The organism is Klebsiella sp. HMSC09D12 (genome assembly GCF_001808475.1).
Classification (GTDB): domain Bacteria; phylum Pseudomonadota; class Gammaproteobacteria; order Enterobacterales; family Enterobacteriaceae; genus Klebsiella; species Klebsiella oxytoca.
Map to the genome: position 1 here is coordinate 199093 of NZ_KV793473.1, position 25638 is coordinate 224730.

At 49.8% G+C, this 25638-nt stretch carries 30 protein-coding genes and 2 pseudogenes; 27 read left to right on the plus strand and 5 right to left on the minus strand.

What is annotated here, in order from left to right; translation table 11 throughout:
- Positions 1 to 127 precede the first annotated feature (127 nt).
- Positions 128 to 1648: an EAL domain-containing protein gene (locus HMPREF3178_RS12390; protein ID WP_023320946.1), complete on the plus strand. Its 1521-nt coding sequence runs from the start codon at positions 128 to 130 to the stop codon at positions 1646 to 1648.
- Between the two features lie 136 nt (positions 1649 to 1784).
- Positions 1785 to 2384, plus strand: a complete 600-nt coding sequence (gene nqrE, locus HMPREF3178_RS12395; protein WP_004102040.1) for an NADH:ubiquinone reductase (Na(+)-transporting) subunit E — start codon at positions 1785 to 1787, stop codon at positions 2382 to 2384.
- 152 nt (positions 2385 to 2536) lie between these two features.
- On the opposite strand, the gene ivy is transcribed toward nqrE, so the two are convergent.
- On the minus strand, positions 2537 to 2977 hold the full coding sequence (gene ivy / locus HMPREF3178_RS12400) for an Ivy family C-type lysozyme inhibitor (RefSeq protein ID WP_004102042.1): 441 nt from the start codon (positions 2975 to 2977) through the stop codon (positions 2537 to 2539).
- A 443-nt stretch (positions 2978 to 3420) separates the two neighbouring features.
- Here ivy and HMPREF3178_RS12405 point away from each other — a divergent pair, with 443 nt between their 5' ends.
- Positions 3421 to 3966 carry a YfaZ family outer membrane protein gene (locus HMPREF3178_RS12405; RefSeq protein ID WP_016809021.1) on the plus strand — a complete coding sequence of 182 codons (546 nt, stop codon included), beginning with the start codon at positions 3421 to 3423 and terminating at the stop codon, positions 3964 to 3966.
- 75 nt (positions 3967 to 4041) lie between these two features.
- On the opposite strand, the gene HMPREF3178_RS12410 is transcribed toward HMPREF3178_RS12405, so the two are convergent.
- Positions 4042 to 4203, minus strand: coding sequence for a YqaE/Pmp3 family membrane protein (locus tag HMPREF3178_RS12410; RefSeq protein ID WP_004102047.1), 162 nt, complete (start codon positions 4201 to 4203; stop codon positions 4042 to 4044).
- Between the two features lie 319 nt (positions 4204 to 4522).
- On the opposite strand from HMPREF3178_RS12410, the gene HMPREF3178_RS12415 reads away from it, so the two are divergent.
- Positions 4523 to 4750: a hypothetical protein gene (locus HMPREF3178_RS12415; protein WP_004102052.1), complete on the plus strand. Its 228-nt coding sequence runs from the start codon at positions 4523 to 4525 to the stop codon at positions 4748 to 4750.
- An 82-nt stretch (positions 4751 to 4832) separates the two neighbouring features.
- On the opposite strand, the pseudogene HMPREF3178_RS12420 reads toward HMPREF3178_RS12415, so the two are convergent.
- A pseudogene (locus HMPREF3178_RS12420) lies at positions 4833 to 5706 on the minus strand (SDR family oxidoreductase).
- Between the two features lie 114 nt (positions 5707 to 5820).
- Entirely contained in the window at positions 5821 to 6348 is a 528-nt protein-coding gene (locus HMPREF3178_RS12425) for a GNAT family N-acetyltransferase (RefSeq protein ID WP_017145888.1), read from the minus strand.
- Between the two features lie 144 nt (positions 6349 to 6492).
- Between HMPREF3178_RS12425 and treZ the strand changes: the two genes are divergently transcribed.
- The 23 genes and pseudogenes from treZ to HMPREF3178_RS29900 all read left to right on the plus strand — a co-directional run bounded on the left by treZ (position 6493) and on the right by HMPREF3178_RS29900 (position 25273).
- Positions 6493 to 8280 carry a malto-oligosyltrehalose trehalohydrolase gene (gene treZ, locus HMPREF3178_RS12430; RefSeq protein ID WP_017145887.1) on the plus strand — a complete coding sequence of 596 codons (1788 nt, stop codon included), beginning with the start codon at positions 6493 to 6495 and terminating at the stop codon, positions 8278 to 8280.
- Entirely contained in the window at positions 8277 to 10817 is a 2541-nt protein-coding gene (gene treY, locus HMPREF3178_RS12435) for a malto-oligosyltrehalose synthase (protein WP_070585178.1), read from the plus strand. Before treZ ends, treY begins: the two co-directional genes overlap by 4 nt.
- 2 nt (positions 10818 to 10819) lie before the next feature.
- The gene (glgX, locus tag HMPREF3178_RS12440) at positions 10820 to 12895 is read left to right on the plus strand and encodes a glycogen debranching protein GlgX (protein WP_017145885.1); all 2076 of its coding nucleotides are present in this window, start codon (positions 10820 to 10822) and stop codon (positions 12893 to 12895) included.
- 59 nt (positions 12896 to 12954) lie between these two features.
- Positions 12955 to 13389 carry a nuclear transport factor 2 family protein gene (locus tag HMPREF3178_RS12445; RefSeq protein ID WP_004102070.1) on the plus strand — a complete coding sequence of 145 codons (435 nt, stop codon included), beginning with the start codon at positions 12955 to 12957 and terminating at the stop codon, positions 13387 to 13389.
- 101 nt (positions 13390 to 13490) lie between these two features.
- A complete protein-coding gene (locus HMPREF3178_RS12450; protein ID WP_070585179.1) occupies positions 13491 to 13781 on the plus strand; it encodes a hypothetical protein in 291 nt (96 codons plus the stop codon).
- Between the two features lie 8 nt (positions 13782 to 13789).
- Positions 13790 to 14311 (plus strand): hypothetical protein, encoded by a 522-nt coding sequence (locus HMPREF3178_RS12455; RefSeq protein ID WP_064410687.1) that lies wholly within the window; start codon positions 13790 to 13792, stop codon positions 14309 to 14311.
- A gap of 7 nt (positions 14312 to 14318) precedes the next feature.
- Entirely contained in the window at positions 14319 to 15041 is a 723-nt protein-coding gene (locus tag HMPREF3178_RS12460) for a hypothetical protein (RefSeq protein WP_070585181.1), read from the plus strand.
- A 9-nt stretch (positions 15042 to 15050) separates the two neighbouring features.
- Positions 15051 to 15320 (plus strand): helix-turn-helix domain-containing protein, encoded by a 270-nt coding sequence (locus HMPREF3178_RS12465; RefSeq protein ID WP_049090404.1) that lies wholly within the window; start codon positions 15051 to 15053, stop codon positions 15318 to 15320.
- Positions 15317 to 15733 (plus strand): annotated as a pseudogene (locus HMPREF3178_RS12470) (ead/Ea22-like family protein); the annotation flags it as partial. The gene HMPREF3178_RS12465 and the pseudogene HMPREF3178_RS12470, both read left to right, overlap by 4 nt.
- Before the next feature lie 179 nt (positions 15734 to 15912).
- Positions 15913 to 16095, plus strand: a complete 183-nt coding sequence (locus tag HMPREF3178_RS12475) for a hypothetical protein (RefSeq protein WP_070585186.1) — start codon at positions 15913 to 15915, stop codon at positions 16093 to 16095.
- Positions 16096 to 16493: 398 nt separating this feature from the next.
- Positions 16494 to 16853, plus strand: coding sequence for a hypothetical protein (locus HMPREF3178_RS12485; RefSeq protein WP_064353104.1), 360 nt, complete (start codon positions 16494 to 16496; stop codon positions 16851 to 16853).
- A gap of 2 nt (positions 16854 to 16855) precedes the next feature.
- Positions 16856 to 17734, plus strand: a complete 879-nt coding sequence (locus tag HMPREF3178_RS12490; protein ID WP_070585189.1) for a site-specific integrase — start codon at positions 16856 to 16858, stop codon at positions 17732 to 17734.
- Positions 17735 to 17737: 3 nt separating this feature from the next.
- Positions 17738 to 17995 (plus strand): hypothetical protein, encoded by a 258-nt coding sequence (locus tag HMPREF3178_RS12495; protein WP_070585191.1) that lies wholly within the window; start codon positions 17738 to 17740, stop codon positions 17993 to 17995.
- A 1077-nt stretch (positions 17996 to 19072) separates the two neighbouring features.
- Positions 19073 to 20026: a hypothetical protein gene (locus tag HMPREF3178_RS12500; RefSeq protein ID WP_064355042.1), complete on the plus strand. Its 954-nt coding sequence runs from the start codon at positions 19073 to 19075 to the stop codon at positions 20024 to 20026.
- Positions 20023 to 20733: a hypothetical protein gene (locus HMPREF3178_RS12505; protein ID WP_064355043.1), complete on the plus strand. Its 711-nt coding sequence runs from the start codon at positions 20023 to 20025 to the stop codon at positions 20731 to 20733. Before HMPREF3178_RS12500 ends, HMPREF3178_RS12505 begins: the two co-directional genes overlap by 4 nt.
- 10 nt (positions 20734 to 20743) lie before the next feature.
- Positions 20744 to 21121: a hypothetical protein gene (locus tag HMPREF3178_RS12510; RefSeq protein ID WP_032749074.1), complete on the plus strand. Its 378-nt coding sequence runs from the start codon at positions 20744 to 20746 to the stop codon at positions 21119 to 21121.
- A gap of 214 nt (positions 21122 to 21335) precedes the next feature.
- Positions 21336 to 21683 (plus strand): hypothetical protein, encoded by a 348-nt coding sequence (locus HMPREF3178_RS12520; protein WP_004113032.1) that lies wholly within the window; start codon positions 21336 to 21338, stop codon positions 21681 to 21683.
- Entirely contained in the window at positions 21670 to 23079 is a 1410-nt protein-coding gene (locus HMPREF3178_RS12525) for a baseplate J/gp47 family protein (RefSeq protein WP_064355045.1), read from the plus strand. Before HMPREF3178_RS12520 ends, HMPREF3178_RS12525 begins: the two co-directional genes overlap by 14 nt.
- Positions 23079 to 23834 (plus strand): hypothetical protein, encoded by a 756-nt coding sequence (locus tag HMPREF3178_RS12530; protein WP_064355046.1) that lies wholly within the window; start codon positions 23079 to 23081, stop codon positions 23832 to 23834. Before HMPREF3178_RS12525 ends, HMPREF3178_RS12530 begins: the two co-directional genes overlap by 1 nt.
- Positions 23827 to 24060: a hypothetical protein gene (locus HMPREF3178_RS12535; RefSeq protein WP_064355047.1), complete on the plus strand. Its 234-nt coding sequence runs from the start codon at positions 23827 to 23829 to the stop codon at positions 24058 to 24060. The genes HMPREF3178_RS12530 and HMPREF3178_RS12535 overlap by 8 nt, the downstream gene beginning before the upstream one ends.
- Positions 24057 to 24293: a hypothetical protein gene (locus HMPREF3178_RS12540; protein ID WP_064355048.1), complete on the plus strand. Its 237-nt coding sequence runs from the start codon at positions 24057 to 24059 to the stop codon at positions 24291 to 24293. Before HMPREF3178_RS12535 ends, HMPREF3178_RS12540 begins: the two co-directional genes overlap by 4 nt.
- Positions 24293 to 24925 (plus strand): hypothetical protein, encoded by a 633-nt coding sequence (locus HMPREF3178_RS12545; RefSeq protein ID WP_064355049.1) that lies wholly within the window; start codon positions 24293 to 24295, stop codon positions 24923 to 24925. The genes HMPREF3178_RS12540 and HMPREF3178_RS12545 overlap by 1 nt, the downstream gene beginning before the upstream one ends.
- Positions 24926 to 25009: 84 nt before the next feature.
- Positions 25010 to 25273, plus strand: coding sequence for a hypothetical protein (locus tag HMPREF3178_RS29900; protein ID WP_064400966.1), 264 nt, complete (start codon positions 25010 to 25012; stop codon positions 25271 to 25273).
- A gap of 64 nt (positions 25274 to 25337) precedes the next feature.
- On the opposite strand, the gene HMPREF3178_RS12550 is transcribed toward HMPREF3178_RS29900, so the two are convergent.
- Complete coding sequence (locus HMPREF3178_RS12550) at positions 25338 to 25625, minus strand: hypothetical protein (RefSeq protein WP_064355050.1); 288 nt, start codon at positions 25623 to 25625, stop codon at positions 25338 to 25340.
- Positions 25626 to 25638 lie beyond the last annotated feature (13 nt).

Genomic DNA, 25638 nt, shown 5'->3' on the forward strand with positions numbered 1-25638 from the left:
GCCATGATATATCATTGATATGCATTAAAACTTGATCGGTTCAGGGCGAGTTTAAAAAGGATTTGTTAAAATCTGGCCAAACAATTGACCGCCGGCCCCCGATGGCGAGTCTAACTGGATTAGCATAATGAACTACTCATCGTCACGCCATCGTCTGTGGATAATCCTATTTCTCATGGCATTAATCAGTCTTGGCACCGGTCTTTGCTACTGGCAGATGCAAAAAAAGGTGGATAAGGATATCCAGTCACGGCTGCAGCAGGCGATAGCCAGCCTTGATGTGACCGTTTCCCACGCCGAACAGGCCGCCGACCTGGCGGAACCTTTTATGGGAAAAAACTGCAATGAGAACGTCCTGACGGAGCTGCGCACGCTGGTGGCGACCATTCCCGACGTGCGCTCGGTAAATTTAGGGCGGGATAACGAGATCTACTGCACTTCGGTTTTTGGCGGACGCAAATTTCAGTTTGATAGTACTCAATATACCCAAGGGTCGTTGCAGTTATTCCAGGGGAACGATATTACGCCGTCTCATCCGTTAATGGTGTATAGCGAACAGGACGACCGGGGGAATACCACGCTGATAGGTATTGACGGCTATTATTTATACAATATTTTATCCGTTCTGGATGGCGATGCTCATCTGTATCTTCAGGTTGGTAATCGGGTAATGAACCGCAAAGGGGAAGTCACCACGACGCCGAAGATCAAAATTCCCGTGCGTCTGACCTCTGAGCAATTTAATTATTCGGTCATTGCCGATCGCGGCTTTGCCTCCGGCGCAGTCGCATTTATCCGCTATGAACAGCATACCCTCATCGCCATTCTTCTCGCTTCCTTGCTGCTCGCCTTTTTGTTCAGAAACTATCTCCGCTATCGGCAGACGATTGAGTACCAGCTGAGGAAGGCGATCGAGCTGAAGCAGCTCAAACCGTATATTCAGCCGATAATTAACGATGAGGACGGCGCCATTATCGGCGGCGAGGTGCTGGTACGCTGGGAACATCCCAAACAGGGATTTATTGCGCCGGATAAATTTATCTCCGTTGCGGAACAGACCGGTTTGATTAAAGACGTGACGGCGATTTGCTTTGCGGAAGTAAGCCGACAGCTCCGTCGCCAGCAGTCCCTGCTCCCTAAAGGACTCTTTATTTGCTTTAACACCAGCTCGGTTAACTTTCAGGATGACGAAATAGTCCAACTCTGCCAGACGTTTATCCAGGAGCTGAAAGAGGCGGAAGTTCGGCTCGTCCTTGAGATAACCGAGCGGGAGTCGATTGAAAATACGCTGCAAACCTCGGAGGTGACGGATAAGCTGCGGCGCATCGGGATTCAGTTTTCGTTGGATGATTTCGGTACCGGTTACGCAAACTACAGCTACATCCAGCAATTTAATCCTGAGATTATAAAAATCGATAAGGTGTTTACCTTCAATATCGTCACCAATAATGCTTCCGCGCTGGTGGTCAAGAATATGGTGAATCTGGCGAAGAAGTTTAACTGTCAGATTATCGCCGAAGGCGTGGAGGATAAGGAGCAGCTTACAATGCTCAGGAATATGGGCATCGCTATTTACCAGGGCTACTACTTCTCACAACCGGTGCCGGTTGGCGAGTTTATCAAAATGCTGCCACGTTCATTTCGCTAGTCAGGAAAGGGCTGGTTTGTTCGATCACAAACAGGAAATTAAAAGGTGATCGACTCGGCAAAACCGAATCGTAATTTCCTGTTTCACCTGAAAATTTGTCATCATTGAGGAACAACTCAACAACACGGAGGTTGTCTTGTTCGAATCTCACCTGAATATTTTTATCCGCGCGGTTTTCGTTGAAAATATGGCGCTCAATTTTTTCCTTGGCATGTGTACTTTTCTCGCTATTTCCAAAAAGATCGATGTCGCATTTCGGCTCGGGATCACCGTGACGGCGCTGCTAGCCATTGCGACGCCGATTAACAACCTGATTTATCATCACCTACTGAAAGAAAATGCTCTGATTGAAGGCGTGGATCTCAGTTTTCTCGATTTCATCACGTTTATCGGCGTCCTTGCGGCGCTGGTGCAGATCCTGGAGATGGTGATCGACAAATATTTCCATGCGTTAAACCATGCTTTAGGGCCGTTTCTGCCGCTGTTGACCATCCACTGCGCCATTTTTGGCGCGACCATATTTATGGTGCAGCGTGAATACAGCTTCCTTGAGTCGCTGACTTATGGCACCGGATGCGGTATTGGCTGGACGCTGGCGATTGTGGCGCTGGCTGGCATTCGCGAAAAGCTGAAATATGCCAATATGCCGAAAGGGTTACGCGGATTAGGCAGCGTGTTCATTACCGCCGGACTCATGTCGCTGGGCTTTATGTCGTTCGCCGGTATTTCCCTGTAAACAGAAGTCGGGAACCATGAGAGAGTGCGTCTGGCCTGACGACGTTTTACCGAAATTCTGCCGTACACCTTTGGGCGCGCACGGCAGAAGAGGGCGCTGGCGGGCGATGAACGCGCGTCGCGGGTTCATCGCACCGGGCTTGCTGGCGGATTTCAGGGGTAGTTGAAAGCCTCTGGATGGTTTTCCAGACTGCCGCTCAGGGCTGCAAAGAGTACCGTTTTCCCATCGATGGATAATGGATCGCTAACGTTAAGCCAGGTCAGCTTTTCCTGGGATGTCTTGTCGTCAACGGTGGAAAAAACTCCGGACATTTGTCTGGATTTTTCCGACCACAGCACCGCGAGCCTCTCCGCAGCGCAATCGTGAGGTTTGCAGACGCTGAGCACCTGATAAACATCCTCGCCAAGCTTTACCGTACGCGCGGGCGTGGTCGTGCCGCCTGAACTGACCCAACCGGGCAGGTGATGTCCTTTGAGCATCTGATTAAACGCGGCGGGCTCCTTTTTGGCGAGGCTGTTCAGCGTAATATCGTCCTGTGCCATAGCGTTTGCTGACGTCGCCAGAATAGCCAGCGCGGTAAACATTTTAAGCATAATAATACTCCTGTGATCTTTCCGATTCCGTTTAACGCCTGTTAATCATGGCTCTGGTTGGCGGTGAATGCAAATTTGCTCAGCTGGCTTCTCTATATTCCGCAAATGGTCGGAAAGTGGTGATTTCATTTCTTATGGTTTTGTAAAAAAGAATGTCACTATAGAATGCGAATTACTTATAAAGCATATAAAACCGGCAGTGATTATTACTATCGCGAGCTTTTATTCAACATTTTCGTGCCGTTGGTTGAATCACCATTAAGATAACGCGTCAATAATGGCTCAATCACGGTGCTTATTCGCTTGACCGCTAACGTATAATAGAATCCAGACTATTCTGCTGTTATTTTTCGGTTAATTAATGACGGTGTCATTTCACAAAAGAAAATTTGATCGCCGGCATCGCGCTTGTTAAAGTTCGCGCCACTTTTCAGGAGGGTATGATGAAAAAGACTCAATTCATTATCGCGTGTTCTTTAATTATGGCTTCAGGCTCTGCCCTGGCAATGGGCTTTACCGCTGAGCAGGGGAAAAACTTTACCAATCTTAATATGGAAATCGGTAAGAGTTCTTCCGGCCTGTATGCGGAAAGTAACTGGATTAAAAATACTCAGGACGGAAGTCAGCTTGGCGGCGTCGGCGTTGGCTACAATCTTGCGCTGGGTCCGCTCACGGCGAATATTGGCACAAAAGCCGTATATCTCGGGCCGAAGAAAGGGGACAACGGCGTCGCCTTCCCGATTGGCGGCGGCATCGATCTGGCGCTGACTGACAGTATCCATCTGTACGGCGAAGGATATTCCGCGCCGGAAGGGTTAACTAACAGCGTTAAAAATTACGTCGAAGCGAATGGCGGAATTAGCTGGACGCCGTTGACGCCGCTGACTATCAAGGCTGGCTATCGTCACGCGAGCGTTGATGGAAAAGATGGCCGCCCGGGACATACTATCATAGATGGCGCTTACGTAGGCGCTGGCGTGACTTTCTGATATGACGGTCGGGAGCGTGGGCTCCCGACATATTACTGAGCACTGAGAAAAATCTCAAAAGGCGCTTTCAGATGCTTAGCTGTTTTTGGTCTGTACCCAAAAAGCGTGAATGAGCCCTGGAATGTAGCCGAGGATCGTCAAAATAATATTGAGAATAAACGCCCAGCCAAACCCTTTTCCCAGCAATACTCCCAGCGGGGGTAGAATAATCGTTAAGACAATTCGCCAGAAACCCATAATATCTCCCTGTGTTGTTAGCTAACTTAATACTATTTTAGTGGCTGACGGTATTTTTGCAAATTTTAGCTTTTTAAATCATAAGCCTGCTAACTTTTCTGAGTTTCAAATACTACATATTTAATAAATTTCAAAGCGCTAATTTACGCCAGATATCTATATGGGATTACTCCAGGTTATTGCTTAAATTATGTTCTTCAAAGCTCAGTGGAAAATTTGTACGGAAGAGGGGGGAATTACGCGCAATGATAGCCTGCCGGGTGGGGTAAATTGCGCTACACTGCCCGTCCAGGGGATAAGATATTGACGGCGGGGTTACATGGACCACATCGTTCTTCAAAAGGTCATCGCCATCTTTCTGATGGTTTGGTGGGGTTGGGATATTCTGAGAAGAAAAAAGAAAAAGCAGAACCCCGATCCCCTTATTGCGCAGGCAAACGCTGCGGAGCGCTATCAATGGCGCTACTTGCGTTGGGGATGGCGACTCTTGCAATTCGCCTGTGGCGGGTATTTGCTGATAATGATGGTCACCTTTCTGTTACGCTAGCGCTGGCAGGTGATAAGAGAGCCGCTACCGCGGCTCTTTTGCTGACCAGGCACGTATCCGGAGGAGTTGCGCGCCAGCTCTTTTAGGCTACGCCGGTACCGCCATCTGAGCACCAGACCTGACCCGAAGCGTAGGAGCAGGCGTCGGAAGCCAGAAGGACGTAAAGCGGCGCAATCTCAACCGGCTGTCCCGGTCGGCCAAGCGGCGTATCCTCACCAAATTTTTGCACCTTCTCCTGCGGCTGGCCGCCGCTCGACTGCAACGGTGTCCAGTAAGGGCCAGGGGCAACGGCGTTAACGCGAATACCGCGCGGGCCAAGCTGCTGCGCCAGGGATTTAGTAAACGCCACGTTGCAGGCTTTGGTCTGGGCGTAATCCAGCAGAATCTCGCTGGGTTTAAATGCCTGCACGGAAGAGGTCCGCCCCCGCAGACAGGTGACGGAGGGCGGCTTTGGTTATCCAGAACGGCGCATAGACGTTGGTTTTAAAGGTGGCATCAAACGCAGCGGTGCTCAGCTGTTCAATGGATTCGCAATACTGCTGTCTGCCGGCATTGTTCACCAGAATATCCAGCCCGCCCAGCTCGGCTACCGCTTTTTCAACCAGGGTGTCGCAAAAAGATTCAACCCGAATATCGCCGGGAATGGCGACGGCTTTTCGTCCCTCGGCCTGAATCAGCGCGATAACGGCAGCCGCGTCCGACTCTTCTTCCGGCAGGTAGCCGATGGCGACATCCGCGCCTTCACGCGCATAGGCGATAGCGACAGCGCGGCCAATACCTGAATCACCGCCGGTAATAAGCGCTTTTTTTCCCGCGAGCTTCCCGGAGCCGATATAGCTGGTCTCACCGTGGTCGGGAAGGGGCTTCATTTCAGATGCCAGCCCCGGAGCCTGCTGCGGCTGCTCAACAAACGGCGGAAGAGGATAATGTAGCGATGAATTATTTCCTGTTGTCATACCGGCCTCCTGATAAATGAAATTTAAGATTAGCCAATCGTTGTGATTGAGCGAGCAAAAAGCGTAAACCAGGAATAATTAACTTTGTAAAACCAGGAATTATTTACCTGACAATTAGTTCAACATGTAATACCAGAACAGCGCAATTTCATCTTTTTCCGCTAAAGCGTTGTAGAGATATCGATCGTATCCTCCAAGAGTAAAACCATAATTTCGATAGAAGAGGCAGGCGGGCACGTTAACGTTCTGCGTCTCAAGCTTTAATCCCGCAGCGTTCATACTGCGGGCCCAGATATGGGCGGCGGCCATGAGCTTGTTGGCCGCGCCGGCTCTGCGATGTGAGCTTTCAATGGCAATATAATCGACGGAAATAAACCTGTTCCAGCTCAGGGATGCGGTGATAAAACCGGCCATCTGTCCCGCTTCGGTTTCGGCAATCAGGAATATTGCATCCGGATTAATACAGTGGTTTTCCAGCGTCTGGATATCCAGCTCATAGGTTTTATTATAAGCGCAGGGAAGTGTCTCAATTTTCAGATCATTATTGATGAAAGGGCCTCTGGCAACCTGGCTGACCGTGAAGGAAAAATCACAATATTCGAGGCGAGCAAGGTCAGAATTTAATCCTTTACGAATCTGCATAGCATTCCTTATTTTTTAGCGATTTATTAATGATAGACAACGTCGTTAAAAATAACAGTCAGGCCATCAACAGCGCATTCGTCCAAACCTGGGCTAATCTTATATTTCATGCTGCATTTCCTGCAGGTCGTTTGAGGACATTGAATGGAATCCATATCGTTTAAAAAGCATTGGGGGGCGGAATTCATTTCCGCGGATATTGTCCGCTTTCGCGTCTGGGCCGAAGGTCAAAAGTCGATGACGCTTAGCCTGAGAGACCGGGATATTGCGATGGAAGCCGTGGGAAATGGCTGGTTCCAGATCGATGTCCCTGGCGTTAAGCACGGGGATGAATATCAGCTTCGTTTAGCCGACGGCCGCCTCATTCCCGACCCGGCCACCCGCGCGCAGCGCGATGATGTCAATGGCCCCTCAGTAGTGATCGATCCCCGACGCTATCAACCGGTTAACCGTGACTGGAAAGGGCGTCCCTGGGAAGAAACCGTGATATATGAACTTCATCCGGGCACCTTTACGCCAGAAGGCACCTTTGTCGCCGCTATCGAAAAGCTCCCCTGGCTGGCAGAGTTGGGGATCACCCAGATAGAGGTTATGCCGGTGTCTCAGTTTGGTGGTTCGCGCGGCTGGGGCTACGACGGGGTACTACTTTATGCCCCGCACTCAGCTTATGGTACCCCGGCGGATTTTCACGCCTTCATCGATGCCGCTCACGGGTTAGGGCTTTCGGTGGTTCTCGATATCGTGCTGAACCATTTTGGTCCGGAAGGCAACTATCTCTCTTTGCTGTCGCCGGGCTTTTTTCATCAGGACCGAATGACCCCCTGGGGTAATGCCATCGCCTATGAAAACGAGGCCGTGCGTCAGTATATTACCGATGCGCCGCTGTTCTGGCTTACCGAGTATCAACTTGATGGGCTGCGCTTTGATGCTATTGACCAGATTGAAGATCGCTCCGCCCGGCACGTGCTGATAGAAATAGCCGAGAATATCCGCGCGGCTATACCCGACCGCCATATTCACCTGACGACGGAAGATAGCCGTAACGTGATTTTCCTTCACCCGCGCGATGAAAACGGGCACACACCGCTGTTTACCGCTGAATGGAATGATGACTTCCATAATGCCGCGCACGTTTTCGCGACCGGTGAAACCCATGCGTATTATCAGGATTTTGCGCATCAGCCGGCAAAGAATGTCGCTCGGGCGCTGGCGGAAGGATTTGTCTATCAGGGGGAGGTCTCTCCACAAACCGGGCAACCTCGCGGCGTCTCCTGCGTCGTTCAGCCACCGCAGTTCTTTGTCGACTTTATTCAGAATCACGATCAGACCGGGAACCGAGCCCATGGCGAAAGGCTTATCTCCCTGGCCGGCGCTGAGAAAACGCGCGTGCTGCTTGCCGCATTGCTTCTCTCTCCCCACATTCCCTTACTGTTTATGGGCGAAGAGTATGGTGAAACCCATCCTTTTCTATTTTTTACCGATTTTCAGGGTGCTCTCGCCAAAGCGGTAAGAGAAGGGCGGGCAAAAGAGTTTGCCGGACACGCAGGGCATGATGCCTCCGTTCCGGATCCGAACGATCCTCAAACCTTTATCCGCTCTAAGCTCGACTGGCAGAAGGCGGCAAGCGAGGAGGGGAAATCCTGGCTGCGCTTTACCCGCAACCTTATCTTACTGCGCCATCGCTATATCGTCCCGCTGCTCGCGGCAGGGGGCACCGTGGAAGGCAGGATCCTGCACGCGGCGGCGCATGCGCTGGCGGTGAGCTGGCGCTTCCCCGACGGGACGCTCTCCGTGGCGCTGAATATCGGCGCGGACCCCGTGACGGTGCCGGAGATACCGGGAGAGGTCATTTTTAGCTGGCCGGAGCGGCAGGAAGCGTTAACGCCAAACAGCATTGTTGTCCGTTTTGCACATGGAGAAGCTTCATCATGATCCCTTCCGCAACCTATCGTATTCAATTCCGTAATGGTATGACCTTCGATCGCGCGGCGGCGCTGGCCCCGTATCTGAAAGCGCTGGGTATTAGCCATCTTTACGCGTCGCCGATATTTACGGCGACCACCGGCTCCACCCATGGCTATGATATTACCGATCCAAACGAAATCGACCCGGCTATTGGCGGGCGCGAAGGGTTTGACCGGCTGGTAAAGGCGCTGCGGAGCGCACAAATAGGCCTGATTCTGGATATTGTCCCCAACCATATGGCGACCTCTCTGGAGAATCGCTGGTGGCGGGACGTCATTGAACAGGGTAAGCACAGCGCCTGGGCCAATTATTTCGATATTGACTGGACGCGTCTCGTTACGCTGCCGTTTCTGGGGGATACCTTTGAGGCAGAGCTGGAGAGCGGGGCGCTTGAGCTTAAGCGCGATCCTGAAACGGGGAAACCGGCGTTCGTCTATTACGACCAGGCCTGGCCGCTGAATCCTGAAAGTCTGGCAACAGGTGAGCAACTACTAACTTCGCCGGATCGCGACGCGATTGTGGCGCTGCACGAGGCGCAAAGCTGGCGGCTGATGTCGTGGCGGGAAGCGCCCAGACAGCTCTCCTGGCGGCGCTTTTTCGAAATTACGGGCCTGATTGGCGTCAGGGTCGAAGAACAGGCGGTATTCGACGATACCCACCGTCTTATTCTTGAACTGGTACATGCCGGTATCGTCGATGGTCTGCGCATCGATCATATCGATGGGCTTGCCGACCCATTAGGGTATTTGCAGCGTCTGCGCCAGGCCGCCGGGCCAGAATGCTACATTACGGTGGAAAAAATTCTTGCGAAAGGTGAGCAGCTTCCCGCTGATTGGCTCGTCTCCGGCACCACCGGATATGAGTTTATCGCTTCGCTGGCTGAAGTGCTGGTGGATGACAATAATCTCGACCAGCTGCAGCAGGTGCATGACGAAGCGCTCGGCGGCTCGGTAGATCGTCACCAGGCGCTGCGTGAGGCGAAAGGGCTGATGGCGGATCGCAACTTTGAGGGCGAATTTACCACTTTGTTGAGGCTGGCCATCGAACTGGCGCAGCGTAATAGCATGGAGGTTGAAAGCGAAGCGCTGCGCCACGCATTACGTGAACTGCTGCTGGCCTTTCCGGTATATCGCACCTACGGTACCGCTGAGGGGATGAGCGCCGAGGATATTACGCTATTAAACCGGGTCGTCGATCGGGTTAACGCTCGGGAAAACCGCCCCGATCCCAGGGCCCTTGAGGTCATTATCGCTATCCTGACCGGCAATTTACAAACAAGTAGCCTCGATGCCGCCTCGCTTTTCAGGACCCGTTTTCAACAGCTGACAGGGCCGTTAATGGCTAAATCGGTCGAGGATACGCTGTTCTTCCGCCATAACCTCGATCTGGCGCTGAATGAAGTCGGCGCGGATCCCACGCCGCGCGCTTTCTCGCTTTCTCGTTTCCATCAGGAGATGCGTATTCGCCTTGCTCGCCAGCCCGACGCGCTGCTGGGAACGTCGACGCACGACACTAAACGCGGGGAGGATGCGCGCGCCCGTCTGTATACCTTAACGGAAGCTCCGCAGCTGTGGGCGACCAATCTTGCGCGCTGGCGTCAGATGAATCAAACCCTGGTGCGTTTTTTGAACGACGGTACGGCGCCGAACGCGGCAGATACGTGGATGATCTATCAGGCGCTCGCCGGCGTGTGGCCTGCAACGTTGCTGCCTGACGATAGCGCAGGGCTGAAAGCCCTCGAAGAACGTTTTCTCGCTTTTATGGAAAAAGCGCTGCGCGAGGCTAAGCAAAGAACCGATTGGATCGACAGCAATGAAAGCTATGAAAGCGTCGTACTGAACTATGTTCAACAGCTGTTTTCTGCTGATAACGCGCTGTTTCTCAATGATTTTTACACCTCCCTGCAGCCTTTTGTCCGTGCCGGTCTGGTGAACAGCCTTAGCCAGACGGTCATCAAACTGACTGCGCCTGGGGTACCGGATATTTATCAGGGGAGCGAGGCGCTAAACTTTAGCCTCGTCGATCCGGATAACCGCCGTGAACCTGACTTCGCCGCCCTGGCACAACATCTTGATAGCGGAAGCGCGGAACTGTTTCATCATGAAAGCGCATGGCGAGACGGACGGTTGAAGCAATTCGTCACCGCTTCGTTTCTCAGATTAAGGCAGCAGCATTCCGCGCTCTTTCATTATGGTGACTGGGTACCATTAAAAGTCGCGGGTGAAAGAGCAGATAATTTTATCGCCTACGCGCGTATCAAAGACGAGGAAGCCCTCATCGTGGTGGTTCCTCGGCTGGTGTTTGACGTGGCGGCGCACGGGTTGGTCGAGTCATCGGCGCAACTGTGGGGCGAGACGGCAGTATCGCTCCCGGAAGATCTGGCCGGAAGGCGTTATTGCGATGCATTAACCGGTGAAAGCCGTCTGGTAGAAGAGACGCTCGATCTGGCGTCAGCAACCGGGTGGTTATTGACACTTATTAGTGAAAAGGAACGTGGGGAATAACAATGTCAAAGGAAAATGCTTTTATCATACGGCCAGGCCACGGCCAGCAGTTGGGGGCTAATTTCGACGGGAAGGGGGTGAACTTCGCACTGTTTTCAGCGCATGCTGAACGCGTTGAGCTGTGCTTATTCGATCCTTCCGGTAAAACCGAAATAGCCCGGCTTGAACTGCCTGAATATACAGATGAGATCTGGCACGGCTATGTACCCGATCTGCAGCCCGGCGCATTGTACGGTTATCGGGTTTACGGACCTTACGATCCGGAAAACGGTCATCGCTTTAATCCCAATAAATTGCTTATCGATCCCTACGCGCGGGAGCTGGAAGGCGATGTTGAGTGGAACGATGCGCATTTCGGCTACGAGTTGGGCCATGAGGAGAGCGACCTGAGCTTTGATAGTCGCGATAGCGCGCCATATACGCCAAAATGTAAGGTTATCGACCCGGATGCCTTCGACTGGCAGGGGGAAAACCGTCCCAATGTCCCCTGGCCGAAGACGGTTATCTACGAAACCCATGTCAAAGGTTTTACCCGGCTTAATCCGGCGCTTCCTCAGGAGCTGCGCGGCACATTTGAGGGGCTTGGGCATCAGGCTTCCGTCGATTATATTAAAAGTCTGGGCATTACTTCCGTCGAACTGCTCCCCATACACTGGTTTCCCGATGACCAGCATCTGCTCGATCGGGGGCTGAAAAACTTCTGGGGTTACAATACGCTAGGCTTCTTTGCTCCCGCTTCCCGCTATTATGGCCCTGAAGGTATAGCGGGCTTTCGCAACATGGTGCGCGCTTTTCATGATGCCGGCATCGAAGTGATCCTTGACGTGGTGTATAACCACACCGCGGAAGGCAATGAGCTGGGCCCGACGCTCTCATTTAAAGGTATCGATAATTTCTCTTATTACCGGACGATGCCGGATCAGCATCGTTATTACATTAATGATACCGGGACCGGGAATACGGTGAATACATCGCATCCCCGGGTGCTGCAGATGGTTATGGATTCGCTACGGTACTGGGCGCAATCGATGCACGTTGATGGCTTTCGTTTCGACCTCGGGACTATTCTTGGACGCGAGCCAGAAGGCTTCGATCCGCGAGGCGGTTTTTTCGATGCGGTAACCCAGGATCCGGTTTTATCGAAGCTTAAACTGATTGGTGAGCCGTGGGATATTGGCCCCGGCGGCTATCAGGTCGGCGGTTTCCCGCCTGGCTGGGGCGAGTGGAACGACAAATATCGTGATACGGTGCGGGAATACTGGAAGGGAGATAACGTCTCCAACGACTTTGCCGCCCGCTTACTGGGCTCGGGCGATCTGTACGATTTACGCGGTCGTCGTCCGTGGTCCAGCGTCAATTTTATTACCGCCCATGACGGCTTTACGTTGAACGATCTGGTTTCATATAACGAGAAGCATAATGAAGCCAACGGTGAGGACAATAACGACGGGCACAACGATAATCGTTCCTGCAACTATGGCGAAGAAGGCCCAACGGAAAATCAGGATATTATTGCCGTCCGTGAACGCCAGAAGCGTAATTTTCTGGCAACGTTATTTTTCTCCCACGGTACGCCGATGCTGCTGGCCGGCGATGAGTTTGGTCGTTCGCAGCAGGGCAATAATAACGGCTACTGCCAGGACAGCGAGATTTCATGGTTCAACTGGGAAGCGCAGTCTGAGCGGGATCGTGCATTACGAGACTTCACCCAGCATCTGATTGCACTGCGCGCGGAGCAACCGCTTTTACGTCGTGAAAGCTGGCGCGACGGGCTCGAAATACGCTGGTTTAACGCCGGCGGCGGTTTGCAGCAATCAGAGCAATGGGATGAGGGTTCGACCTTAGGCCTTGCCATCAGTCGACCCGATCTTGAGAAGGAGGAGGGCATCTGGCATGACGTGCTGATGCTGTTCAATCCCTTTGAAGGCGATGTTCCGTTCCAGATCCCGCAGTTTGGCGAAGGCGGCTGGGTTCTCGAGCTGTCGACCGCAGAGGAAAAAACAGACGGCGCGATTATTACCGAGACAATTGATTTTGTTCTGGCCGGGCGCAGTATTGCGCTATTCAGACGGCCTTAGCCTACAAGACAACCCGGCGCAGATGGCCGGGTTTTTGTCATGTTGAAAAAGAGGTAATAATGTTCGATCCCGTAAACCTGCAATTGTTTGAGTTAATTTTCCATCTGGAAGTTAGCCTGCATCAGGCATCAACACGCCGCAGCGCGCAGCTTTTGCAGCAGTTGTTGCATGACGAATTTCTGGAGATAGGCCGTAGCGGAGAACGTTACGATAAAACGCAGACCGTAGCAGCATTAATTAACGAGGACGTGGAGGCCATCAACGCTTACAGCTTTCAGTTGGCTTTACTAACCAAAGATTGCGCGTTGCTTACGTACCGCAGCGAGGTTATCGATTCAGACGGACGCACTGCTAAAAAAACGCTTCGTTCGTCAATCTGGCAGAGGAGCCATATTTGTGCAAATCATCAGGAATGCTGGCAGCTCAGATTTCACCAGGGGACGCCAGTGAAAGAAGTTCAGGAAGAAGAGCAGGCGAGCAAGACGGCGAATTAAGAACCAGGTGTACAGGCGTTAAGCTTCGAAAAGCCAATTTAACATAATATACATTGGGCAGGGCTATGACACTGAATCCATAGAGAATATGGGTGAATGTTATGGCGATTTTTGGCGTAAAGTTAACCAAAACCAGCAATACACAGCATGTTGTTAGTGCTTTACTCCTGATTTGTTACCGATTAGGTGAGGGCGATAACGTCGCTCACCTTTTCGGTGATGAAGTCTCCAGTATTTCCCCGCGTCAAAATGTTCAGGCTCTACCTGAGCGAATCGCAAAAATCCTCTCTGAAATTTCCCGTCGCGGCATGTTTTTTCACGTAGCGCCGCATGGAGAAAATCACGGCATATTCATTGCCACACATCCGAAAATCCTAACTAAACACGCATAGGGGGCATCATGCGCGATTTTGCTCTGGTATTTCGTCATGCGTGGGAACTGGCTAGAAAGGGCGCTGATACCTTCGGTGGTTCGGCGCGTCAGTATTTCCGCGAATCTCTCCTGCTGGCCTATAGCAACCTGAAGCGCAATGTAACCGCTAAAGACCTTGTCAAAATAATGCAGGGTCGCAGGCTGTCTATGAGTCAAATTCGGGAGGAAGTAAACGCCAAATTTAAAAAACAAACAGCAAAGAACATCGCCCGCAGAATTTGGAATATGTTTCGTTCGCCATACGTAGAAATTGAGAAGATCAAATGTCAGGCAACGGGAAAGTATTTGTATCACCTGAAGAACGCGCAGAAGAATTTTTTTGTTAGCGGGGCTATTACTCGCGCTCTCAAATCAGCAAGACCAGAAAAGAAAAAGCCTGTAAAGCTTCGCCCGGCTATGTCTAGAGATGAAATAAACGCTTGCCGGATGGCTAACGCATTTCATCAAGCCTTATCAACAGGTGTTTATGTTGCACCTACTTTAATTTGAGATAATTATGAAAAAAAGAACACAAATAATCCAGTTTAGAGCAGATGAAGATACCTATCATCGTGCGCAGGAGCGAGCGAAAGAAGGTGGTGTGCAGTTTACTGACATGATGAGAGCGGCCCTGAAATCCGTTGCTGACGCGGATGTTTCCGGTTTAGCTGACATTATCAACAGTGCTACATCTGGCAGTGAAGATATTAACCAAGCATGGCTCTATCAAAAGTGTCATGAACTGTTTGAATATCGTGAAGGTACGTTGTTTCGTAAATCAAGAAAGGGAATGGGTGAGCAAGGCACTCCTGTATATATCAGGGTTCGGGAAGGTGAAGAACACGTATTAATTCAGGGCAATCATTACCCGCTTAAAGATATCGTTTGGCTTATGGCAAACGGGAGTATTGCCGGGGAAGTGACGTATAAAAACCCTTATAGGGTAAACCTCAAACACTCTATCGAAAACCTAATGGTTGAAGCGGTTGCAGAAAAAGAAATATGCCTTATTAAATATTTAAAGGGATCTGAAAAGATCAATGTTTTGAAAGTTAAGCAGCGGGCATTCCTGTTTGATACTAATAACGACGAAATTGCTAAGGATGCAATAGAGAAATTAATTAACAACGAAAAGACAATTCCGTTACTTTTGCGCGGTGATGATGGTTGGGTTGCATCACGAACCGCCATTCATGCTTTCAAATTGGGTGATAACCAGTACGTAGTAAGCATTACATAAGGGGCTTTTATGTCGAATGAAACAGTAAAAAAGGTCATGGCAGAAAAGCGCCGTATGACCATCGGACAGTTAACAGACCAGCTTGTTAGCGGTGCTTTACGCCGTGAGTTAGGCATGGATAAAACCGAATTTGCCACGCTGGTTTCAGTTATGCGATCCACTATCCGGCGCATTGAAGGGCTGGAGGCAACGCCACGTATGGGGCTTATTTTCAACACCGCCGCCGTGTTGCGCATTGGTATTGACTTTCCAATCACAGAGGAAAGGGCAAAAAAATGACCATAAAAAATGATATAGCCGAACTTACATCTGAAAAGCTTGAGGAAATCCGCCAGCGCTACCGCCAAACTGAAGTTCCTAAATGCCATATTTGCAGCGCTGAAATGACAATACAGCGTATCTCGGCAAGTCGTATCACTTATGGCTGTGCTGGCGCTATCTACGACGAAACTGGTTGTCATTACGCTGAAGGCCGCAGCCTTGCCGATGACCACTACGCTGAATCGCGCATCACAGTAGTTGATGTAAACGACCCTGACGTTCTGGATCTGGTAGAGGCGCTGGAGAAGGCGCAGACCATCAACGCAGCAGCCGAAAAGCTGGTTCGCTGCAAAGGTCGCTATCACGGAGAGCAGAACTATCGCGCACTGGCGGCGCTGTTTGGTGTGGGGACTCCAGACCTGCCACCGCTGGATGATGAGTCCCGCACCGTGACCGTGAAGCTGCCGCCAAAAATTGAGCGCGACGATGCAGATGGGTGGTTTGTGCACAAAGGCGGGCGCGTCGGTGGTGGTGCTGCCGAGTGGTAAAACAAGGCGCTGGATGACGTCGGTGCTGAACTTACCGCCGCTGGCATCAAGGTTGAGGGGGAATGATGGCAGATTTTAGCGCAACAAAAAGAACTGTGTCGCTTGAAGATTGGGGCGAAGCACTGGAATGCATGGTCGAGTTAAACGGTAAACCATTCGATATCACAGAAATGGAGATTGAAGCCGCTTACGAGGCATATAAGCGGGTTGATGATTTTTTCTATGATGAATGGGGCGACGAATAATGACCAGCAAATTAACCAGAGAGCACATTGAAGATACTAATTATCGTGGTTTTTGGCGTGTAACCGTGTGGGCCTGTTTGTTCTGTGTAATATTTTTCTGGTTGCCCGCCATTTTAGTAGCTATTTATTACTTTTCCTCGGGGAATTAATGCGCCGTTACATCATTAGCGATAAAGACATTATCGAGGCTTTCCAGAGATGGTCTAGCCCGGAATTAAAAAACCAGAAAATGCATACCAGCTTCATACGTGAGGCGGTATGCCGCATACATCCTGACAAGGTAATTCTTCAGTATGACGTTCGCCAAAAGCTAAAGAATATGGCCTCGCGTGGTTTAGTTACTGAGGTGCGTTTAAGTCCTAACGCAACAGCCTGGATGATTATAAAAGGTGATTCAAATGGATAAAATTAAGACCAAAAGAAGCGAGCGCCGTTTGTCGCGTGACCTGATAGAAGAAGGGTTGAGGCTGGTGGCAGAACGTAGCGAGCGGGAGGGAGTGAACAAAGATACCGCTAAACGTCATGCTTCAGCCATCAGGGGAGTGATTCCGGCGCTGGGTGTAGTAAAGAGTAAGGTTGTGAAGCCGGGGGTTTGGGTTTCGCTTTATACCCGCAGCGATGCTACATCGACCGTCATCAGCAATATGAAGTTTACCGCCGTCATATTTGAGTGGGCCGGACAGCAGGAGTATGAAGATTCAGCATTTTATGCCGCTGTTGCAAATGCCATCCGTACAGCGCTGGCTGTCAGGGGGTAAGGATGCTCAGCGAGTTACTGATAATGGTTGACCGCCGCGCTCAGGCGGTCAGTTTGCGTGAGAAAACAATTATTAACGAACGTCACGCCGTCCGTATGCTGGAGCCTGTTTTATCTCTTGGGGTACGCGCTGCAAGTGTACCTGATACGTGGGTAAGATACGCCGACCGTTGCATTGATAATGGGCTGGCGGCGTCTACGGTTCGCCAGCGCATCGATTGCGTTGCGGCTGTTGTAGCCTGGGTGATTCATGCTGATATTAAATTCAAGCCAGCCGCGCCGGGCTCTTTGGGTAGGATGCTTGATGCCATGCGTACAGCGGCAAGAGCTATAGGCAAGCGGATAAAGCGTCACAGAGCATTGAGCAGGCCAGCCCGTGTAAGTGTTGACGAGTATTCTACGGTAGTGCGCGATATTGAGTCTTTACGGGATCCATATAGGGCCGCAGCCCGTATGATGCTGTGTTTTGGGATGAGGGCAACAGAAACGCTTTCACTATCTCCATCATCAATTCTTTCAGGTGGGAAGTTGTTTGTTCCTGACCGTGAGACTAAAACTCACTCAGACTTGCTTTTACCTTTGCCAGTTAAATACATTCCTTTAATTGAGGGGTGGCTAAACGTGATAGGTGAGTCAGAAATAAAGTATAACACGCTTGTAACGACGATTTCCCGTGCGGGGATTAAATGGCGCTGCCATGATTTAAGAAAATTATTTAGAACTTCCGCCGCCGTGCGTGGCGAGGATTATCTCGCAACAGAATTGATATTAAATCACGCGGTGAAGGACGTTCCGAGTGTTTACTTGCAATCTCCACCGTTCGCGGCAATGAGGCGAGTTTTAAATAATTCTATTGAAGAGTATTTACAGGTTAAAGGGTAAGAAATGGAAAGTTCAGCGATTAAAGATAATGATATTATATATCAAAAGAAGTATCCGAGAGGTTGTCAGTTTAAATTGCTTCAGCTACGAACTAATTTAAAAGCAAAGCCTGATATTTACCGCGTGGAAATGATTAATTGCAGTGGTGATAAGATTTTGATGGGAGGACGGCAAACAACACAGGAGGCGATTTCTCTTTATCAGGATATTGCGACACTTAGCCCGTCAGAAGTGGAGGCGGCATTCAGTAGTATGGTCTGACAGTAGACCACAAAGCGAGCCCGGCATATGCCGGGTTTTTTTATGCCTGAACATTGCATTACAAAGAATGTAAATGAAAGGTTAAATACTCATTAACATAAAATCAACATACCGCGCGTTAAATTATGTAGGTGAAATGTTAAATTAGTGTTATGTGGATAATTTTATAAGAATCATGAAATGATGATTAAGTAAATGATTAAAGTCTGGTTTTGAGTAAAATATCAAAAAATAAATTTAATTATTTAAATTCAAATAGTTGTGCGATTTTGTTTGTTTTTCATTCAAAAATGGCTCGATTTTTGGCGTCAATACCTTGCGTTTTTGCGTTATGGGAAATTAAAAAAATCAAAGTAAAAAATTAACGAATTGAATCATGGCGTTATAGTTGTGAGGCAAACGGATATATAAGGTTGGACATTCAGGGAAAGTATGTAGAAAAGGCCCAAAAGAGGGCGATTACTGCCATTTTATTTAAAAATGTTTCAACTGGAAACAAAGCCGAACATTTGCAGCATCCGTTATGGCTATGTGAATCAATAATCTACGTTGTTTTAGATGAGATTTATTGTTTTATTTGCCGGAAATGTTTCTGCAATCTCATCTGACCAGATGTTTTAACGTATTGACATGTGTTTGTTATGAGCAGGCAGAAAGAGGGAAAGCATAAGCATGTGGGTGAGGGAAAAATATAAAACCGCGCTCAGGCTTGTTTCTACCAGCGATTGCAGGAATCTATCACTTTTCACTGGCGTTTGATTACGGTTAAATATTTGCCCGTTCAATTATGTTTTCTCTGTTACATATTAACTGCGTTAAAAATGAGCATAACAAAAGCAACAAATATCAAACATTCATATTGGCACGTTAAATGTTATCCACATTGAAAGTGAGTGGTGATGCGTGGTTAGGGCGATATTGACCACTAACTAAAATCGTGCAGGTGGGTAGTTTCATGTTGCTTATCCACAGATTTAGCCTTGTGCATAATATTGACACGCATTACCGCTGGAGCCGTTTCTGTAATTAGTCAGGCCATTGCCTTTAAATCACCTCTATATAAAGGAGGTGAACTTCATGGCTTACGGGCGTCAGTTCGAAATAACCGTTAACTGCACAGATGGAGAGACGATCCACATTACTGATGTGGACGCTGATTTCTCGTCTGTGCGTGACGATGAAAAAGAGCCAAACGAGGCTGATTTAACGTTATGGGGTTTAACACCACAGACGCAGAACGCTATCGCTCAGGCTGGGTCAACCGTCAGTGTTGCTGCTGGCTATATAGATGAAGGAATGTTCACCCTGTTTCAGGGCGAACTTATCAGCGCCGTGACCATCAAGCCCAATGAGGTTTACGGCCTGAAAATGAAAATCTATGAGGCGCTGATTCCATTTCGGGCCAGCGTCACATCGCGCACGTTTCGCAAAGGCCAGAGCCTTAAAGATGCTGTTTTACAGGTAGCGTCCGATATGGGGCTGGGTTGTCAGTTCTCTAAATCAGCTTCCTCTCTTACCCTGGCTAAAAGTGTCAGTGCTGCGGCATTGTCCCGCGATGTACTTACCAGCCTTTGCAAACCGGTTAATGCCAACTGGTCTCTTCAGTATCAGTCAATTGTTGTCACTGCCGGTGATTCAATTCTTACTGGCGCTGCTGTTTTCTCCCCTGAAACGGGCCTGCTTGGTGCGCCACTTCTGAAGATTCACTCCCCGAAACGCACGAAGAAAAAGAACCCTTCCGAAAAAGAGCAGATCCAGAAGAAGCACGACAAAAGCATAACTACCTATGTCTGGCCCCCGAAGGGCTCACAAGTTGACTACTCAAAAGGTGCTCGCCGCCAGATGGGGGTTATTGAGGCTGTTACGTGGGAATCATTGCTTTATGGCGGGGTTGAGATCGGCGAGCAGGTAGAGCTTTCGTCTCCATCAATGGGCGAAGGCTGGATGGTTATTGTGAAGAAGATTTCCCATCGCTTTAGTACCCGCGACCGTCAGGCGTGGTCATCGTCATGGGAGGGCATCATTGCATGAGAGCCGGTAGCCAGATTCAGGCCATTGTTGAGCAGGCGCTTAATTCAGCGCTTTTTTCACTTGAGGCAACGATTGTTTCCGTCAGCGGCGGGCGGGCAACAGTCCAGCCATCCCCAAAACGCATATTCGGTGACAACTCGGAGCCGATTGCTTATCCGGCTGTTGAAAACGTTCGTTTAGTTTCGCTCGTCTGGGATAGCGGTAAGTCAGGCGTTAGCGGGCGAGTTTCTCCGGGGGATGAATGTCTACTTATCGCGCTTTCACACGGTGACGGCGACGAGCCAGACCATAAGACCATTTCAAGCGCCATTGCTATATGTGGATTTTCAGACGTTGCCAGTCACCAGATGCCGGATGAGGCAGGTTTAAGAGTATTCAGCGGTAGCGCCTTTATTGAATGGGATGACGGAAGCATTAAGGGCGATACCGGGCAAGGCGCAACTTTCGAGTTTAAGGGCAACAAAATGACCGTTAACGCGCCGGGCGGTATCGATATGACAGCGCCAATGACAAACATAAACGGGAATTTGACGATTTCTGGATCCATCAGTCAGGGCGCAGAAGGTGGCGGCAATGCTGTCTTTGGCGGCAACGTCACCATAACCGGCGATAGCAAAGCCGCTGACCACATTAGCGGTGGAAAGTCCTTCAATTATAACACGCATAAAGAAAACGGTGAGGGCAGTCAGACCGACGCCCCGACATAAGGAAAAAACCATGAAATTAAATGACCATGCGGCACAAATCGCGCTTTCTAACGGTGGCTTTCTGATGGCGGGTGACTACAGCACAACCATCGGAAAAGGCGAGATTATCAATATCACTGAGCGAACCGGGCTTGTAGTTGAGCATATCGAGTGCATCCCCTTGATTAACGCGCCGCTGTATATGGTCATGGCGACGTGCAGGGAGAGCAAAGACCAGTACATGCCATTTTACAGCGATTTGCCGTTTGAATTGCCGCATCAAGCGGCGATGGCGCAAATGTTAAATGATGCTGGTGAAGGGTTTGACCTTGATGACCTGCTGGATATCGAGTCGCTGGATTCTGCTGTGACGGTCGTCCACGTTGAAAAATGGATGCACACCGAATGAACATCACAACAACTCAGTATCGACAGGGGGTAAAGGGCTGCTTTCTTTCCACAGAGCGGCCGCAGGTTGGCGAGGCTTTAAAGCTAGTCATGCTGACGTCCAGAGGGCGACGCATTATCCCCGTTGGTGAGGTTCAGCGGGTAGAGGATGTAGGTTCTAGCCGTTGCCTTGTATGGGTTTCAAAGCTGGCATTCGTTGAGGGGATGAATTACTGATGCTGGACATTATGCAGGATGAAAGCGGAGTCATTCTCCGCAATGGCGATTTGGTGCTGGATGGTGGCATTGATGGCATTGCGCAGCAGGCAGAAATCCGCGTAGGCACTAATCGCGGCGAATGGTGGCTTGATGAAACTCAGGGGTTGCCGTGGTTGCCAGGCATTATGGCATCACGTCTGCCGGTTTCGATTGTCTCCAACATGATTAACGCAGAGGCACGGCGCACTACTGGCGTGACCGATGCCAGAACTACAACCATCAATGACGTTAAGGGGGATTACACGATCCGCTTTGCGGTTTATGTCGGTGCCGATAGCACGGAGGTGACGAGTGGAATTAATTAATGATGGCGGCTGGCACGGTGCCAGACTGCCAGAGCTACGCGGCGACATTTACCAGAAATTGCGCGACCTGCTGGGGGATATAAGCCCGGACGGTGATTCCCTGATTGGTCAGGTTATGGCGGTTGTCGCTGAAAATGACCTGAATATCGTGGAGGCCATCGGCTGGACGTTTGCTGGTTTCTTCATTTCATCAGGTGAAGGCATTCAGCTTGACGGTATCGGCGAGGGGTTCACGCTTCCTCGCTATGGATTAACCCGGTCATCTGCCGATGTGGTTTACCTGCTGGCTTCAGGGCAGGTAATCGCGTCTGGTGAGGCTTTCACTATCTCCGGTATTTCTGGTGACTGGTCGCCGTCAGGCAGTATTCAGGCCAATGGTAAAAGTGCTGCCGGGTTTGTACTGGAGGTTAAGCCTGATGCTATCACCCCGGGAAATACCTTCACCATATCCATCAACGGTAAGCCATATTCAACGCAGTACCAGACAGGCGATACGTCTGATTCGATTTTATCCAGGCTGTATCCCATCATTGCCGCCGCTGATACGTCAGTAGCCACATATTCAACGGATTACGGGTTGTTGCTTTATGCGGCAGACGGTAAATCGCTCATCCAGTTCTCATTTTCTGATGATGTTTTTTCTATCGTTCGTACCGGAATGCCCGCAACAACATGGTATGACAGCGATACGGAGTTTCCTGATGTTCGATTTGGCTATGTAGCAACAGATGACATTCTCATTCTCGCCAATGGCAGTAAAGGCTTTGAAATAGAAGATGACGAGCAATACAGAGAGCGTCTTTTCGAAGCGGCGGAGGCAGGGCGAAAGAATGTCAGCGCATCAAGACCGGGCATAAAAAATGCCGTTCTAGCGGTTGCTGGTGTGAGTTACGTCACGGTTAATACAAACCGGGGAATTGAGACCGATGCTGATGGTCTGCCGGGGAAGTCAGTTCAGGTGTTTGTTGCTGGTGGTGATAGCGACGAGATAGCGCAGGCTATATATGATGCGGCAGCGGCTGAGTGCGGTTTCTACGGCAACACATCGGGTACAGCAACTGACGGTACAACTACCGAAACAGTGTATTTCACTCGCCAGAGCTTCCAGCTTGTCTATGTTTCCGTTTCCGGTGATACATGGGATGCAGAGACAACAGGCAAACCAGACGATTATGAGAGCGTAGCTAAAAGTGTTATCACTGGCTATTTCTCACAGCTTGAAATGGGGCGTGACGTTTTCGCAGGTCAAATATCTGCCCGTTTGGTTACGGCTTTTCCGACGATGACGGATATTACCGTAACTGTCGGTACTTCCGAATCCCCGACAGGGAAAACCGTCCCCATAAGTAGCGGCGTTGTTGCGGTTACGGATTCTACTTCTGTGGTGGTGTCGTAATGGAGCCATCAATCAAAAAACCGGGGAAACTGGCAACTGAACGCCTTACCTCAAAGGTCAGGTTAAAAAGAAATATCGACCTCGTTTCCGGTATCAAGGCCAACCAGCAGGGCATGGTTGATGCGCTGGACTATCTGAAAAGAGGTTTCTCAATTAGAGAATCTTCGGGCCTTTTGCTTGATGCATGGGGGGAAAGGTTCGCCATACCACGTGAAGGCCGAGACGATGACAGCTACAAGATAGCCTTGTTTCAGGGTGCCGAGACGCAATCTGTTTCGCTTCAGTCACGCCGCGCTGTCGGTGGATTCATACAGTTAGCCTACGGAATTGCATGGCTGCGACTGAACCGGGTAGGGCTGACCACTGGCGCGGTGGGTGCGGCTTTCAACCGCGTACCGTTACGTGCTGTTTTCGTCCAGTGTGGCGCGATGGCTCCAGATATCGAACTGCCGGAAACGCTGGTTGCGGCAACCTTTGCCGGGGATATATACAGCGCCGCAACTTCTCCTAACGTCAAACTAACCCACCTCGCGCCAATGTTCCCTGGTAATGCGTTTCCGGCTGTGTGGGGTGGCATCAAGTACGAGAAGACGCAAAAAACCGTGATGGCAACCGAAACAAAAGGGATAAGAGTTACTGCGTCAAAATCCATTTTGACGCGGATAGCAGCCACACAAACCATTAATGAAAATGAGCTTGTGGAGCCATTCAACACGCTTGTAACAGTCAAAAAGATGAAGGTGACAAATGGATAGCTGGGCCAATACTGACAAAACTTATGCGGGGCAAGGTGGTGCTGATATTCCAAACAAGCAAGAACCATCTGAAGAAATGCAGGCTACCGGGTTCGCACCGACCTACTTTGATGTAAATGGCAATCTGGTGTTTGGTGACGGGATAAGCGCTCAGGTAATGAATTACATCCTTAATGACCTGTATAAAAAGTATCAGGAGCTTTTATCCAGGGTAGAAGCGCCATGAATACATTTTCGACCGTTGCTCGTAATTATCCTGTAAGTAGCGGCATTTATCCGAGCAAGAAACAACCATCGGCAGCGAAACAGGCTGATGGATTTGCGCCGACTTACATCAATGCAGGCGGAAAATTGATTGAAGGGGATCCGGTTGACGTGGCGGAGCTTAACTTCATTTTTAACGACCTGTACGCGCAGGCGGCACACATTGACCAGCTTCTTACGGCTAAGGGGAAATAATGGCATTAACACCAGATGAGCTGATTGCGATATCAGACCTTGAGAAAGCACAGATTACAGACTCTGCTGTAGTGCCTGATTGGGTTCTTCCTGCTGAAGTCAGGGGCAGTAGCGCACCAATAAACGGTATTCCGTACCCTCATCACACCATTGACGTGTTTGGCGGGCTTCTCACTGGCGAATGGTCGCTTAAGTTCCAGAACCCGTTACAGCGCGTTGTGTGCGATCTGGAGATATTCCACGGGGAGAATGCGCCAGAATCGACGCCCCCGGACTTGTCAGCGTTACAATTGACGGCGACAGGCTTTGATAAAGCTGTGATTTTTTGCCCGGCAAAAACTGTTACAGATGCCGTGCCGGAAAACTTTATGGGGTTGGTTGTTTCCGGCGTTACACCAGTGTACAGGCTGGGTGGTAAAAGGAGATTTCTGGAGCAGTCTGGAATGATTGTTATCCCGCTTACCGTGATTCTACTGTCAACACAGCCGCTGACCAGTCAGGAAACAAGCAGGGCGCTATCCGTCACGCTGAAGCGCAGGAATGAAAATCAGATGTCTGTAGCGCCAATTATCAGCGGAATGGTCTACAGTAACCCGCTACCTTCAGCCCGAGATATTGCGCAGGCGTCGTGACCGCTGAGAAATAAAAAACTCAATTTCTGATTTTGTGTCAACATTCCCCCGGTTTGTTATCAACAATTCGGGGATTTGTCTTTTATGAAAGCAACAGCGCGTAAAAAACCAGCCTTCAAAGACTTCTACGAAAATGGCATGTTTTCAAGAGTCATTGCTACTCGCACCAATAATGGCAGGTGGCAACTGTGCGGAATGCACAGAAATGGAGAAGCCGTGATATTTATTGAGGCAGCAAGAGGGGGGATAAGAGAGTGGTCTAGCCTGGAGTATTTATCCGAATTTTGTGATTCGGTTGGGGTGGTTTTGTGGGAAGTTCACAGGGGGAAAAACAAAGTACAGGGGTAAGAATTTTAAAATCACCTCACCACGTTTTTGTAGTGAGGTTTTGATAAATTATAAACTTGATTAATTATTCAGAAGGAGGTTCATTCATCGCTATTTGAATCTGATTTTCCGCCTGTTCCAGCATACCAAGACCGGACGTGTAATCAGGTGAAAACTCATACGAGCCGTAAAACTGCCAGGACACCCCATCAAAACTACTGAACAGGTCAGCCTGAGATATCCCCTCCGCATCAGAGATAATGACATTTCGCACCACAAAATGAGTTTCGATTGTCTGTGTCTCAGAAGGCAGCGCCATCCCGTTCGCGGCTGTTTTATTAAAGGTTAATTCAATATTTTTAGTAAATGACATGATCCCTCCAGAT